Below are 13,404 nucleotides of genomic sequence, written 5' to 3'. Positions count from 1 at the left end.
GGGATTTGCTTCTAGAGAGCTTCCCCAGATCAAAAACAAACGAATTCCTCGGTAAACAACGGACGTTGATTTAACCGGGGATTTTTTAATAGAATCTGATGAAAATTTCGTGAATTTTTTTACAATAACAATGCAAAATCAAAAACGATGGTGTTATAATCGTTGATGGAAATGTGAAAGAAATCACTATTGTTTTTTACCAGAAAATCTATTGGAAAAGTAGGGATCAAAGAGTTATGCACACACCAGAAGAAATTATGGACATTAGTATTCATCTAGGCACCAAAAAAGTACAAAAACCGATCATTGCGAAACTGATTTTAGGATTCATCGGAGGGGCTATGATCTCTCTTGGCTATTTAGCCTATGTTAGAGTCTCTGCCTCTATTCCAGAATCACTTTCAAGTCTCACCAGTCTAGTTGGAGCAGCGGTTTTTCCAATCGGATTGATCGTCATCCTGCTTGGGGGCGGTGAATTGATCACAGGGAATATGATGGCGGTAGCGATTGCTTTTATGGACAAGAAAGTCACGTTTCTGCAACTAGTGAAAAACTGGCTGATCATTACCCTAGCTAATATGGTCGGTGCGATTTTTGTGGCGTATTTTTTTGGTCACTTTGTTGGATTGACAAGCTCAGGAGTTTATTTAGACCAAATCATTCACCTTGCTGATCACAAAATAGCTGCGTCTTGGTTACAAGCAATTGGTTCTGGTATCGGCTGTAACTGGTTTGTCGGTTTAGCATTGTGGTTGTCTTATGGTGCGAAAGATGCGGCTGGGAAAGTATTGACGATTTGGTTTCCAGTCATGATTTTTGTTGCCATCGGTTTTCAGCATAGTGTGGCAAATTGTTTTGTCATTCCAGCAGCGATCTTCGAAGGCCACGGCACATGGTTGGAATTCTTTGCGAATTTTATTCCTGTCTATATTGGGAATATCATCGGAGGTGCGCTATTTGTATCCGGCTTTTACTATGCCAGCTACAAACATCATTAAGAAGTTTTCGAATAACAACACAATCCTATTCGTTCGTTGATAATGAGCTTTTTATATGGAAACTTGGTTCATTGTAAAAATAAAATTACTAAAGAACATCGAAGCGCGTTTTGGGCAGCTTCGATGTTTTTTTGTGACAAAGTTGTTTAGTAATAAAAACAGAAAGTATGAAGCATTGGACAGGCCATGAAATAACAAATAAATGAAAGCGATTCCCGATGGGATTTAATTTCGTCTTTAAAAGAAATTTTTCCGTGGTATACTCTTTTTTAACATTTGTTATTTCGAGGGCAAAGAAAGAGGTGTAGAAATGAATGTTGAAATAGAAGTAACTACATGGAGCCGAGAATTAGCGAATCGTGCTACTAAAGAAGCGGTTGAATCGGGACTGTTTACAACAGCCGATATTGAATCTCAACTCTCCTTTAGTCGAACACAAGCGAGTCGATTGGCCAATCGTTTTGTTGATCAAGGTATTTTTTTTAAAATCAATACACGGCCCGTCTTGTTTGGCAATCGAGGGGGTTATCAAGAAAAGTTCGCTATCGAAGTATCTGAAGTTCTAAATTCAGTAAAAGAGTTAACCGACAAAATTGAGAAAGTACCTATTAATCGTGTATTTGAAAAAGTGATCGGTTACGATAAAAGTTTGGCAGAACCCATTGAACAATTGAAGACAGCTGTATTTTATCCAAATAATGGTCTTCCTGTTATGGTAATGGGGGATACAGGCATCGGAAAAAGTTATTTCGTGCAAATCATGTATGAATATATGGTCAAAGCAGAAGTTCTATCAGAAACAGCCCCATTTAAAGTATTGAATTGTGCACAATATTATAATAATCCAGAGCTCTTGTCAGGATTGTTATTTGGTTACTCCAAAGGTGCCTTCACTGGTGCCTACGAAAAGAAGCGCGGGTTATTAGAAGATGCGAACGGTGGTCTACTATTTCTAGATGAAGTCCATCGGTTGAATGCGGAAGGACAGGAGAAACTTTTTACTTTCATGGATAAAGGGACCTTTTCTCGGATCGGTGAATCAACTGAGCGAAAAGCAACTGTCCGATTAGCCTTCGCGACAACTGAGAAAACCACTGCTTTTTTACAGACGTTTTTGCGTCGAATTCCTATTACTATCTATTTACCTAATCTGAGTGAACGCAGTATTTTAGAAAAAAAGAAATTATCGAGAAGCTCTTTCAAGTTGAAAGCAAACGGCTTGAAAAGAAAATAGTGGTCAGCTCGCAGGTAATGAATATTTTTCTTCATACCATTTATTCAGGAAACATTGGTGAAATTGAAAATGCCATTAAGTATGTTTGCGGCAGTGCGATTTCTCAAAATGTTACTTCAGATGAAGTCCATGTTTCCATCAAGGATCTACCTGCACAAATGTATACGCTTCCTCGAAATAAAATCGTTACCCAGTTTTCTGAGTCAACTAATTACGTTTTCGACGGGGAAAAACAATCGCTTTCCGAAAATGATGGCCGGCAAGACCTTTATGCGTTTATTCATCGATTAAATCAAATTTATTCGTTGAGAAAAAATGATGAGGATGCGGAGATGCGTACGTTGATCGATCAACAAGTGGTTGGCTTTATGGATCGGTTAGTTTTTACGGATTCAAAGCAAAAACCAGTTGCTTTGGAAGAGTTTGTGCATCAAACGATGCAAGAATTATTTCGGGAAATCGAATATCAGGCGTTCTTTCATTATGATGGAAGCTTCGTTCTTTTTGTGTCTCACTACATTTACAAGTATATTTTGAGAACGTCTTTCGTTCCTCAGCCTTCTGAATTTTTACTGGAAGCCTACATCGAACAGCATTATGGGAAAGAACGACAAACGCTAAAGAAAATTTTTCCTGAAATTGAGCGACGTTTAGACATTCAGTTCGATTCATTAGACATTAATCTTTTCTCATTGTTCTTTTCGACACTACGTTATACAAGAAAGAGCAAAGACATTGATGGATTGATCATTGCTCATGGCTTCGCAACCGCTAGCAGTATCGCCAACGTGTGTAATCGCATGCTAGGAGAGTCAATATTTACCAGCTTTGATATGCCAATCGAGGCCTCCATTCATGACATCTCTACAAAGGTAGAAGAGTATGTACGAGAAAACGGAACAGTCAAAGGACTAGTGATCCTAATTGATATGGGGTCGTTGAATATGATCTATGATTTATTGAAAAAGACCGTAGCAGTTCCAATTTTGTGTATGGATCAGCTAGGGACTTTGATGGCATTAGAGATTGGCAATATGATGCTTCAAGGCACTCCTTTAACCGAGATTGCAGAGCGGATGAAGGAATCGATCACACCGAACATTCAACTGTTCGAGCCGGAAAAGGCTCAAAAAAAAGCGATAATCACCACTTGCTTTACTGGGATAGGTACAGCGATCCAGATCCAAAAAATGTTGTCAGAATGTTTGGAAGGATTGCTTGAAGTAGCGTTTTTCCCTATGGAATATAGTGAATTAACAACCAACGGGGTACCCGCTAGTATTTCTCAACACTATAATTTATTAGGCATTATTGGAACCGATGATCCTCTGATTCCAGAGACCGAGTTTGTTTATTTAGAAAACATTATCTCTGGTGAGAACGCGCAAAAAATGGCAGAGATCTTTGGAGCTGACTTGGATGAAAATGGCATGAAGATTGTGAATGATCGGATGGTAAAAAATTTTTCCCTCATTCGAGTCCTCGATTCGTTAACTATTTTAGATACTCAAAAGATCATGTCAATTATTGAAGAATTGATTGTCACACTGGAAGAACGATTAGCACTGAAGTTGACGAATCCACGAAAAATCGGTCTTTATGTTCATATCTCCTGCATGGTAGAGCGTTTGATACGGCAAGTAGAAATTACCGAATTTGCTGATCTTGAACAATTTGTATTTACTCATCAGCGTGAAATCAGAGTGATCAAAGATGCAGTCAGTGTGCTGGAAACAATCTATAGTGTGCAGATTCCGTTGCCAGAAATTTGCTATATCCATAATATCCTTTTTCTTGACTGATAGATGAGGACTTTTCGAAGCGTGTCACTAGTTGGCACGCTTTTTGCATTATAAAAAAGTGTAGTGAGGAGGAAAAGAAATGAAATATTTAGTAGCAACCCACGGCACATTTTCTAAAGGGATTATTGATAGTTTGAAATTGATTGCTGGTGAAGATATCGAGATCGATTGTTTTTCAATGACCAAAGAAAAATCGAGTGATGATGCGGAAGCAGAGACGATTGCTTACTTAGAGCAGAATCAAGATCAGACGTTGATCGTCCTAACAGATGTATTTGGCGGAAGTGTGGCAAATCTATTTACCAATCATTTATTAAACGGATATGAATTCCAGTTAATCACCGGTGTCAATTTACCTATGTTACTTTCTCTCATACTCTCAGAGGAAACAGTTGAGCTATCTCTTGAGGATTGGGTACTTAGTGGAATAGAAGAAGGGAAGAAAGGAATTTTACACATTAATCAACTAATCAAACAGCAAGGAGGACAAAACAATGACGATATCTTTAGTGAGGATTGATGATCGGTTGATCCACGGCCAAGTAGCTTTTGGCTGGACGACGGCCTTAGGGATCAATACGATTTTAGTGGTAAATGACGATGCCAAAAATGATCAAATGAAATCTATGGCTTTAAATTTGGCGAAACCTTCCAATGTTGTTCTATACATTCGAGGAGTAGCGGAATCCGGAGAAATCGTTCAAAAATTTGCATCATCAAAAAAGAGTAATGTCTTAGTTTTAGTTAAGACAACCGAGGATGCTCGCCGATTGGTCGAAGCTTCAGGTGGGGTAATTACCACATTGAATGTTGGGGGCTTGCGTTATGGCGAGGGGAAAAAGAAATTAACAGATCTAGTGGCAGTTGACGAAAAGGATATCGCAAACTTAAAAACGATTAAGGATGCCGGTGTCCAAGTAGAATTTCGGATGCTGCCTAGAGATAAAAAGAAATTGTTGACGGACTTTGACATTTAGAAGAAGGAGGGTTACACGATGGTTGCTCAAGCAATAATGTTAGGGTTAATTGCTGGAATCGGTATCTTGGATGGCAGAATATTTGGTCAGATGATGTTTGATCGTCCGCTTGTTACCGGTTTATTGGTGGGGTTGGTTTTAGGCGATGTAAAGAATGGAATCATCATTGGGGCGCAACTTGAATTGATCTGGATGGGGATTGCCGGTATTGGGGCTTCTACACCGCCAGATGTGGTGACAGGAGGGATTTTAGGAACAGCATTTGCGATTTTGTCTAATAGCGGTGTTGAAGTAGCTTTAGCATTAGCTGTACCGATCGCAGTTTTAGCGCAATCTTTAGGCGTATTGGTTCGGATCATCAATGCTTATTTTACCCACAAAGCAGATAGCTATGCGAAAGAAGCAAATTACAAAGGATTAGCCTTTTGTATGTGGATTCCAGTTGGTTTGTTCTTTTTAAGTACATTTCTACCAACCTTCTTAGCTATTTTATTAGGTGCGGATAAGGTAACAGGAATGATCGAAGCTGTTCCAAATGTCATATTAGACGGGCTATCTGTAGCTGGAAATCTGCTTCCTGCCATCGGATTTGCTTTGTTGCTGGACATGCTTTTTTCAAAGAAAATGGCGCCCTTCTTTTTCTTGGGCTTTTTAGCAGCTGCCTACGGAGGACTAAATATTACTGCGATTGCTTTAATCGGGGCTTGTATTGCAGTGATCTTGCACTTCTATATTGAACAGAAGAAAGAGTCTATCCCTAGTGTCCCAGATAACTTGACGGAAGGAGAGATCGATTTTGAATAAGATTGAGAAGAAGCAGCTAAAAAGTGTATTTTGGCGGTCCTTTGCTCTTCAAGGTGCGTTTAACTACGAACGGATGCAAAATGTCGGTTACATGTATGCCATGCTGCCAGTCATCAAAAAGCTCTATAGAAATAAAGAGGATCAAGCAGCAGCAATCACACGCCACTTGGAAATTTTCAACACGACACCAGCGGTAGTACCAACGATCATGGGGATCAGTGCAGCGATGGAAGAAGAAAATGCTAACAATCCGGCTTTTGATGTCCAATCAATCAACGCTGTCAAAGCATCACTGATGGGGCCTTTAGCTGGGATCGGTGATTCGATCTTCTGGGGAACTGTTCGGATCATTGCTGCTGGTATTGGCGTATCGATCGCAAAAGATGGCAATCTTTTTGGTCCATTGCTGTTTTTAGTTTTGTATAATTTGCCAAATATATTGGTTCGGATCCTTGGATTGAAATTGGGTTATCAAGTGGGAGTCAATTCGTTGGACCGTATCCAAAAAGAGGGCTTGATGGATAAAATTATGGCAGTAGCAACGATCGTTGGATTATGTGTTGTTGGAGGTATGGTGGCGACGATGCTGAATATCACGACTCCCTTAAAGTGGAATATCAGCGGAGCAGAAATCGTGGTTCAAGATATACTGGATCAGATATTACCAAAGATGCTGCCGCTAGCCTTCACCTTTGGTATTTATAAGCTGCTAAAAAAAGCGAGCATTACTAAGATTACGATTGGCATTATTATTTTTGGGATCGCTGTTCATTTGATTGGCATTCTATAATATTGGAGGAGAAAAAATGGCATCAATTCAAGAGTATTTACAAGAGACACCAAGTAAATTGTTAGAAATCATCGAAAAAGGAGACCATCTTTTTTCAAGTATCAAAAAAGAAAAAATCAATCGGATTTTTTTGACAGGGTCTGGAACGAGCTATCATTCCGCGTTGCAAATGGCTCCGCAAATGCAAAAACTATTACAACTTGAAGTAAGAGCGGTCTATCCTTTCACGATCACTGAAGAGACTTTCCTGAGTGATAATGAACAGACATTAGTTGTCGGAATCTCTCAAGGAGGTAGCTCTTTTTCCACCTACAACGCTATGAAACTAGCGAAAAGCAAAGGTTGTATCACTGCTTCCATGGCAGGAGAAGAACAAGCCTTTATTGATGAAATGGCTGATTTTGTTCTGACTGTCCATTGTGGACCTGAGAAAGCAGGAGCAAAAACAAAGGGCTTTTATTGTACAAAGCTGAATCTATTATTACTTGCTCTCTATCTGGGACTTGAGCAAGGAACGATTTCTGAAGAGACATTTGAACAACAGATCCAAGGAGTGAAAACTGCTGCTGGACAGTTCCAAGCTGTTTATGAGACTTCATTAAAATGGATTTGTGCAAATCAGGAACGATTAGTCACTGCAAAAGAAATCCGTGTGACTGGTCCGGCAGCTATTTATGGAGATGTTTTAGAAAGTGCCCTGAAGTTGTTGGAGACGATGCGTTGTCCGGTAAGTGGATATGAATTTGAAGAGTTTATTCATGGCATTTATAATGCGATCAACGAAGATTCGATGGTCTTTATTTTAGACAACGGCGATGAGCCAAGGTCTGAGAAAATGAAAGAAGTATTGTCCGAATGGTCGGATACTATTTTTCTGATTACGACTTATGAGTCAGACGCAGCAGATCTGGTCTTACCTGTGACCACCGATCCAGAGTTTATGACTTTCAATTTCATTGTCTTATTGCAATTGATCTGTGGAGAAATTCCTCATTTGCGAGGTGTCGATCCTTCCACACCAAAAGATCCGCAATTTCATATGAAATTAGGCAGCAAAAAATTCAATCGTTGATCTGTAATAATGATTTATAATACGGGACTGTGACATAAGTCATCATCCAACAAGTTAAACCGAATAATAGTCTGTTGCTAGGATAGATTCCTCTGACTTTTGCGACGAGGAGTCCCTGCACCGCAGGAGCAATAATAATTAATGTTCGGCTAGTGTTACTTGTAGGAGACTTATGACACAGTCCCTTTTTTTTGCTTCAAGTAGACTAGAAAATCTGACAATATTTTTCTCCTAGCTAACTCATTGACAATGACAGGTGATCAAATGGGCGCACAACTTAGGTTAACGTAAGATAACGCGTAGGAGAAAGAATTATAAGTGATAGTTAGCAACTGATAGTTAGCAGCTAGGCTATCCTTCCTCTTTAAATCGCTCTTCCAGTTTTGCTTTATGATGACTCATAATGTCTTCGAGAGCAATATCGTATTTATCTGCGAGAATCAATACGTTGTCAAAGACATCACCAAGTTCTTCCATTAAATTTTCTCGATAGTATGCTTGATCTTTTGCAGACTCATCGGGCCTATCTCTACCAATTTCGACGCCGCGGATGGCCCGGGATAGTTCTCCTACTTCTTCCGTAAGAAATCCAACACGAATAAAAGAATCATATTGATACCAGTTCCGTTTTTTATAAAAGTCGATCACCCATGAGTTGTATTCATTGATTTTCATATTGAGCCCTCCTTATTTCTCGACTATAATAACATGAAGTGCAATCAGATCGAAAGGGGATCATTTGGGAATGAATGTCGCAGTCTATTGTGGAGCAAGTATCGGAAGTTCAGAAGAATACAAGCAAATCACTAAAGAATTAGGTAAATGGCTAGGAGAAAATCAGTATAACCTTGTCTATGGAGGCGGTAATGCGGGATTGATGGGGATAATTGCCGAAACCGCTATTGAAGAAAATTGTGAAGTAACAGGTATCATACCAGAATTCTTGGTGGCCCGAGAATTAGCAAAAGAGAATCTTACGTCACTGATCGTTGTTTCGAATATGCATGAAAGAAAACAAAAAATGATCGAACTGGCTGACTTATATGTGGCATTGCCAGGAGGGCCGGGAACCATTGAGGAAATTACAGAAGTCATCTCTTGGGGCAGGATCGGGCAACATGCGAATCCGTGTGTATTGATTAACTTCAATGGCTTTTTTGATCCATTGAAACAACAATATCAGGCAATGGTAACAGAAGGGTTCTTGACCCAAGAAGACTTCGACAAAATTCTTTTCGCAACCTCCCTTGATGAAATCGATTCTTTTGTCACTGATTTTGTGCCTCCTGCAATTAGGGTATATAAATAGAAGTATACTTGATCAAAAATAGAAGAATCGATTCGATCAATAATGGTTCTGTATTGAACAAGCCAACAGCTTTGTAACGAGGCTTTTGGCTTGTTTTTGTATATTAGTTATCTTTTTTAGGACGCGAATGGAGTAGTTGAATGAGGCTAACAGCTGAAATGATGCAGGATCAGCAGTGTTCAGAAAAATATCGATCGATCCCGGTTATATAAGCCGAATCGTTTGCTCGCAGAAGGAAGTGGTTATTCTTTTGAATCAGATTATTCTTGCATTATTTATCGGAAAAAGTTGCCATTTTAAGTAAAGGGCTTACATTGTATAGTTTATGTGAAGGCGGGAGAAAATTATGCGACAAGAAAAAATTGTTGAATACTTATATGCAAAGAAGCAAGCAATTGCTCCCAAGGCATTGGCCGCTGAATTTCAGATTTCTGAGCGGACCTTGGCTAATGATATCAAGTGGTTAAGAGATATCGGACGAACAGAAGGATTTTCAATAGAGCGGATTCGTTCGGCAGGCTATCAGCTGGAAATTTCTGATAAAACAAAGTTTCTAAGGTTTTTATCTCATGCAAAACGTCAAGAAAAGATCGATAACGGGAACCCGAAAGAACGAATTAAGAATATCGAACTTCTCCTGCTGTTTCATGAAGAATACATTACGATGCAGCAGATTTCAGAATGGTTAGAGGTAAGTCTTTCAACAGTTAAAGCAGATATCAAACAAGTCGAATTGTTTTGCAAGGACTACGGATTAACTTTATTCAGCAAAGCACATTATGGTTTGAAGATTGTCGGGACTGAAGAGAAGAAAAGACAAGCAATTCTTTATTTAATTCGCAACATTATCCATACACCTGTCCTGACGGAACGATATAAAGCTTTTCACTTCGTTTTTGATGAAGAGGAGCTACGTTCCTGTTTGTCAGAAAAGTTGCAACAGCATCAACTTAAAGCGAGCGATATTGTTTTTGAGAATATCATCCAGCATATTCGATTGCTTGTTTTTCGAATCACACAGAATAACACTTTAACGAATGACGAACGAACCGTAAGGACAGCAATCGATAAGTATGACCTTTTAACAGAAGATTTGGTCTCCTATTTGGAAACGGCTTATCCCATTACTTTTTCTACTATGGAAAAAAATTATTTGCATGAGCAACTGAGAGGAAAATTTTCGGTTCTTGATGATCGAACCAGTAATCAGCAATTGAAACAAGCAATTGAAAAAACACTAGAGCTTGTCGATTTACGTTACCATACACAGTTTAGAACAGATCAAGAATTAGGTAATGCCCTGTTGATGCATGTCGCTCCATTACTTCAAAGACTGTACACCGGACATCAACTAGATAATCCGATCATTGATGACATTTATACGCAATATGCCAATGTATTCAACGTTGCGATGGTGTTCATCAGTGAATTAAACAAAGACTTGGACGCAGATATCAGCAAAGATGAGATAGGCTACATTGCTATCTATTTCGCAGCTAGTCTTGAGAAGCAGGCGAATCAGTTAATCGATGATTATAAAAAAATAGCTGTCATTTGTTCTACTGGTGGCGGTGCTTCTTATTTATTGAAAGTTAATTTAGAGCGGTTTTTCAGCAATGCTGAAGTCACCACATTTGCTTTGAACGAAGTTGATCAGATTGATAAAAGTTTTGACTTACTGATTTCCACTGTTCCTCTGGATCAGGAACAGTTTGCTATCCCTATCATCTACACAAAAACGATTTTAAATCGGGCAGAAATCAATAAAATCGAAAAAGATTTAAGCCTATTGCGGGAATCGGAAAATAAAGTATTTGATGTACACCAGTTTATTCTCAGTTTATTTGATCCTCAGTGGTTTCAAATTGATACGGAATCAGAAGATTATTTGCAATTGCTAGAAAGTGAAGCGTCTCGTTTAGAAGATGGGTGGGCCGAGCAGGGATTTAAGCACAGTGTTCTTGAGAGAGAAAAAATGATCGATACCATCTATCAAAATGGTATCGCAGGACCCCATCCTATGGAGCAGGCAGCGATAAGGGAAGTCATCGATGTCATTTTGTTAAGAAAATCAATTTGGTACAGTAAAAAAGAAATCAAGGTTATTTTCTTGATCAATATCAAGAAAGATCATTTAAATCTGCATAAAGAAATCAGTCGATTGATGATCAAAATGATGGAAGACCAAGCGCTAGACAATCAACTAGCCAAAATCACGAATTTTCAAGACTTTAAGTCTTATATACAAAGTTTAATGAAAGAAGGATGAAACAATGAACGAAAAAGAAGTTGATATTTTTAAAATCATCTCTGCAGCAGGAGATTCGCGAGGAGCAGCTTTTGAAGCGCTAAGATTCGCCCGTAAAGGGGATTTTGAACAGGCAGAAGCAAAAATGAAAGAAGCCAAAGAAAGGAGTATTGATGCCCATGATGTCCAGACAAAGTTGATTACCGGTGAACTGAATGGCGAGAAAACAGAAACTAGTCTATTAATGGTTCATGCGCAGGATCATTTAATGACAAGTTTATTGGCACGCGATTTGATTGAAGAAATGATTGGTATGTTAAAGGAAAAAAGCGAAGAAAATAAGTAATCAAAAAAATAGTAGGAGGAAAGAAACATGAAAATATTGCTTGTTTGTGCAGGAGGCTTCTCAACGACAATGATGATGGAGTCAATGAAAAAAGTTGTCAAAGAATCAAAAAGCTTAGATGAAAAAGACTATCCAATGGAGGCAATCGGTGTCGACAAATTGGAACGCTATATCAATGACTATGATGTCATCTTAGTTGGACCACAATTGAGTCACAAATATGATTTCATTAAAGGGGAAGCAGATAAAGTGAACAAACCAACTGTTTTATTAACGTCGGATATCTATGGGTCCATGGACGGGGCTACGGTAATGAAACAAGCGTTGGTTGCATATCGTAAGAATGAAGCATTGAAAACTCAATAATTAGGAGTGAAAAAAATGGAAAGTCCAAAAAAACAGGGTGCTTTTGAAAAAGTAGAAGCATTTATTCGTAAAACATTGGTTCCGGTTGCTAATAAAGTTGATAGTAATGCTTACTTGACTGCGATCAAAAAAGGCATGGTCGTAATGACACCAGTGCTATTATTAGGGTCTGTTGCAGCAATTTTTCCGTCTATTCCTGAGTTCATTACTACACAGGGAGTTGCAAATTGGTTTGAAAGCTACGGTTATATTTTTGGGATTATTTCAAAAGTTTCATTAGGGTTAGTTGGTTTGTATGCGGTTCTAGCAATTTCGTATTTCTTAAGTGAACACTATAAGCTTTATACAGTGGGATCAATGATGTTGTCAGCAATTGCCTTTTTGATTGTAGCAATGGATGTGGATGACAACGGCAATATCGTCGCCAGCTATCTTGATTCTAAGGGCTTATTTACAGCAATTTTCATAGCGATTATTTCGGTCAAACTCTACCAATTCTTCACGAAGCACAAGTTGGTGATCAAAATGCCAGAGGGCGTTCCGGATTTTGTTTCCAGTTCTTTCGAATTGATCACGCCCACTGCGGCCATTGGGGTTTTGTTTATTGTGATCCGTGCGGTTACCGATAGTTTATCTGGGGGTGTTCTTTTACCGCAGGTCATCATGGATATTTTAGCACCGGCTATTGGCAGTCTAGATTCGCTATGGGTGATTTATCTAGTATTAGTTTTACGGTTGGTTTTCTGGTTTTTTGGTATTCATTCAGCGGTTCTTTCCCCGATTCTTTCACCAATCGCAGTGCAATATTTGTCCGAGAACATTGCAGCGCACGAAGCGGGAGAACCACTACGCCATGTCATTACGAATGGTACCTTATCGGCCTTTGCAAACTTTACCGGTTCTGGTGTGACAATTGGCTTAGTTTTAGCAATGATCATCAGTAAGTCACAACGATACAAAAAAGTAGGGGCAGTTGCTTTACTTCCTTCCATGTTTGGTATCAATGAACCTGTGTTGTTCGGTGTGCCGATCATCTTGAATCCAGTTTTGATGATTCCATTTATCTTTGGTGGGGCATTAGTAGGAATGTTCCCAATGATTTGTATGAAATTAGGTTTGCTGAACTACCCGATTTTTGATCCGCCATATGTGCCAATATTTATGGAAGGGTTTCTCACAGGATTCGATTGGCGAGCAGTCATCATTCAAGTGATTCAAGTCGCTTTATCTTTTGGCTTATATTTGCCATTCTTCAAAGTATTGGAGAAACAAGAATTCGAGCGGGAAGCATTATTAGAAGCAGAAAAAGGCAACTCAGTCATCTCAGATGAAGATGAACAATACTTAACAGATATTGATTTCTAGCCAAAGGGGCTGGGGCATAAGTTAGAACAAGTAGCGGATAAACAATAGTGTGGGAATCTTGTCTGGTAAATTGGGGTACTAGTCCTTTTGCAA

Annotated in this window: 14 protein-coding genes; 13 read left to right on the top strand and 1 reads right to left on the bottom strand. The window is 39.0% G+C overall.

Annotated features, from left to right (window positions below; translation table 11 throughout):
* Nucleotides 1-236 precede the first annotated feature (236 nt).
* The 8 genes from EG2_RS05400 to EG2_RS05370 all read left to right on the top strand — a co-directional run bounded on the left by EG2_RS05400 (nt 237) and on the right by EG2_RS05370 (nt 7,677).
* Nucleotides 237-998, top strand: coding sequence for a formate/nitrite transporter family protein (locus EG2_RS05400; RefSeq protein ID WP_005470423.1), 762 nt, complete (start codon nt 237-239; stop codon nt 996-998).
* Nucleotides 999-1,308: 310 nt separating this feature from the next.
* A complete protein-coding gene (locus EG2_RS19490) occupies nt 1,309-2,232 on the top strand; it encodes a sigma 54-interacting transcriptional regulator (RefSeq protein ID WP_249024269.1) in 924 nt (307 codons plus the stop codon).
* Between the two features lie 17 nt (nt 2,233-2,249).
* A complete protein-coding gene (locus EG2_RS05395; RefSeq protein WP_249024270.1) occupies nt 2,250-4,034 on the top strand; it encodes a PRD domain-containing protein in 1,785 nt (594 codons plus the stop codon).
* 79 nt (nt 4,035-4,113) lie between these two features.
* A complete protein-coding gene (locus tag EG2_RS05390; RefSeq protein ID WP_060813843.1) occupies nt 4,114-4,554 on the top strand; it encodes a PTS sugar transporter subunit IIA in 441 nt (146 codons plus the stop codon).
* Nucleotides 4,529-5,011, top strand: coding sequence for a PTS sugar transporter subunit IIB (locus EG2_RS05385; protein ID WP_060813842.1), 483 nt, complete (start codon nt 4,529-4,531; stop codon nt 5,009-5,011). Before EG2_RS05390 ends, EG2_RS05385 begins: the two co-directional genes overlap by 26 nt.
* 18 nt (nt 5,012-5,029) lie before the next feature.
* Complete coding sequence (locus EG2_RS05380) at nt 5,030-5,815, top strand: PTS mannose/fructose/sorbose/N-acetylgalactosamine transporter subunit IIC (protein ID WP_003125499.1); 786 nt, start codon at nt 5,030-5,032, stop codon at nt 5,813-5,815.
* A complete protein-coding gene (locus EG2_RS05375) occupies nt 5,808-6,605 on the top strand; it encodes a PTS system mannose/fructose/sorbose family transporter subunit IID (protein ID WP_060813841.1) in 798 nt (265 codons plus the stop codon). Before EG2_RS05380 ends, EG2_RS05375 begins: the two co-directional genes overlap by 8 nt.
* A gap of 16 nt (nt 6,606-6,621) precedes the next feature.
* Complete coding sequence (locus tag EG2_RS05370) at nt 6,622-7,677, top strand: SIS domain-containing protein (RefSeq protein WP_060813840.1); 1,056 nt, start codon at nt 6,622-6,624, stop codon at nt 7,675-7,677.
* Between the two features lie 351 nt (nt 7,678-8,028).
* Here the strand turns inward: EG2_RS05370 and EG2_RS05365 are convergent, their stop codons facing one another.
* The gene (locus tag EG2_RS05365) at nt 8,029-8,352 is read right to left on the bottom strand and encodes a MazG nucleotide pyrophosphohydrolase domain-containing protein (RefSeq protein ID WP_060813839.1); all 324 of its coding nucleotides are present in this window, start codon (nt 8,350-8,352) and stop codon (nt 8,029-8,031) included.
* Between the two features lie 70 nt (nt 8,353-8,422).
* Between EG2_RS05365 and EG2_RS05360 the strand changes: the two genes are divergently transcribed.
* The 5 genes from EG2_RS05360 to EG2_RS05340 all read left to right on the top strand — a co-directional run bounded on the left by EG2_RS05360 (nt 8,423) and on the right by EG2_RS05340 (nt 13,311).
* The gene (locus tag EG2_RS05360; RefSeq protein WP_060813838.1) at nt 8,423-8,986 is read left to right on the top strand and encodes an LOG family protein; all 564 of its coding nucleotides are present in this window, start codon (nt 8,423-8,425) and stop codon (nt 8,984-8,986) included.
* Between the two features lie 346 nt (nt 8,987-9,332).
* Nucleotides 9,333-11,255, top strand: a complete 1,923-nt coding sequence (locus EG2_RS05355; RefSeq protein WP_060813837.1) for a BglG family transcription antiterminator — start codon at nt 9,333-9,335, stop codon at nt 11,253-11,255.
* A 4-nt stretch (nt 11,256-11,259) separates the two neighbouring features.
* On the top strand, nt 11,260-11,580 hold the full coding sequence (locus EG2_RS05350) for a PTS lactose/cellobiose transporter subunit IIA (protein ID WP_003125506.1): 321 nt from the start codon (nt 11,260-11,262) through the stop codon (nt 11,578-11,580).
* 27 nt (nt 11,581-11,607) lie between these two features.
* Nucleotides 11,608-11,946: a PTS sugar transporter subunit IIB gene (locus EG2_RS05345; protein ID WP_003125507.1), complete on the top strand. Its 339-nt coding sequence runs from the start codon at nt 11,608-11,610 to the stop codon at nt 11,944-11,946.
* Nucleotides 11,947-11,961: 15 nt separating this feature from the next.
* Nucleotides 11,962-13,311, top strand: a complete 1,350-nt coding sequence (locus EG2_RS05340) for a PTS sugar transporter subunit IIC (RefSeq protein WP_003125508.1) — start codon at nt 11,962-11,964, stop codon at nt 13,309-13,311.
* Nucleotides 13,312-13,404: the final 93 nt, after the last annotated feature.

The organism is Enterococcus gallinarum NBRC 100675, assembly GCF_001544275.1.
Classification (GTDB): Bacteria; Bacillota; Bacilli; order Lactobacillales; family Enterococcaceae; genus Enterococcus_D; species Enterococcus_D gallinarum.
The sequence above is the reverse complement of the archived record's forward strand: the minus strand, read 5'-3'. Positions and strand labels throughout refer to the sequence as shown.

Coding starts and splice junctions, on each gene's coding strand:
- EG2_RS05355 (WP_060813837.1), top strand. CDS start 9,333: ATGCGACAAGAAAAAATTGTTGAATACTTATATGCAAAGAAGCAAGCA.
- EG2_RS05370 (WP_060813840.1), top strand. CDS start 6,622: ATGGCATCAATTCAAGAGTATTTACAAGAGACACCAAGTAAATTGTTA.
- EG2_RS05360 (WP_060813838.1), top strand. CDS start 8,423: ATGAATGTCGCAGTCTATTGTGGAGCAAGTATCGGAAGTTCAGAAGAA.
- EG2_RS05390 (WP_060813843.1), top strand. CDS start 4,114: ATGAAATATTTAGTAGCAACCCACGGCACATTTTCTAAAGGGATTATT.
- EG2_RS19490 (WP_249024269.1), top strand. CDS start 1,309: ATGAATGTTGAAATAGAAGTAACTACATGGAGCCGAGAATTAGCGAAT.
- EG2_RS05345 (WP_003125507.1), top strand. CDS start 11,608: ATGAAAATATTGCTTGTTTGTGCAGGAGGCTTCTCAACGACAATGATG.
- EG2_RS05340 (WP_003125508.1), top strand. CDS start 11,962: ATGGAAAGTCCAAAAAAACAGGGTGCTTTTGAAAAAGTAGAAGCATTT.
- EG2_RS05385 (WP_060813842.1), top strand. CDS start 4,529: ATGACGATATCTTTAGTGAGGATTGATGATCGGTTGATCCACGGCCAA.
- EG2_RS05400 (WP_005470423.1), top strand. CDS start 237: ATGCACACACCAGAAGAAATTATGGACATTAGTATTCATCTAGGCACC.
- EG2_RS05365 (WP_060813839.1), bottom strand. CDS start 8,352: ATGAAAATCAATGAATACAACTCATGGGTGATCGACTTTTATAAAAAA.
- EG2_RS05380 (WP_003125499.1), top strand. CDS start 5,030: ATGGTTGCTCAAGCAATAATGTTAGGGTTAATTGCTGGAATCGGTATC.
- EG2_RS05350 (WP_003125506.1), top strand. CDS start 11,260: ATGAACGAAAAAGAAGTTGATATTTTTAAAATCATCTCTGCAGCAGGA.
- EG2_RS05395 (WP_249024270.1), top strand. CDS start 2,250: ATGAATATTTTTCTTCATACCATTTATTCAGGAAACATTGGTGAAATT.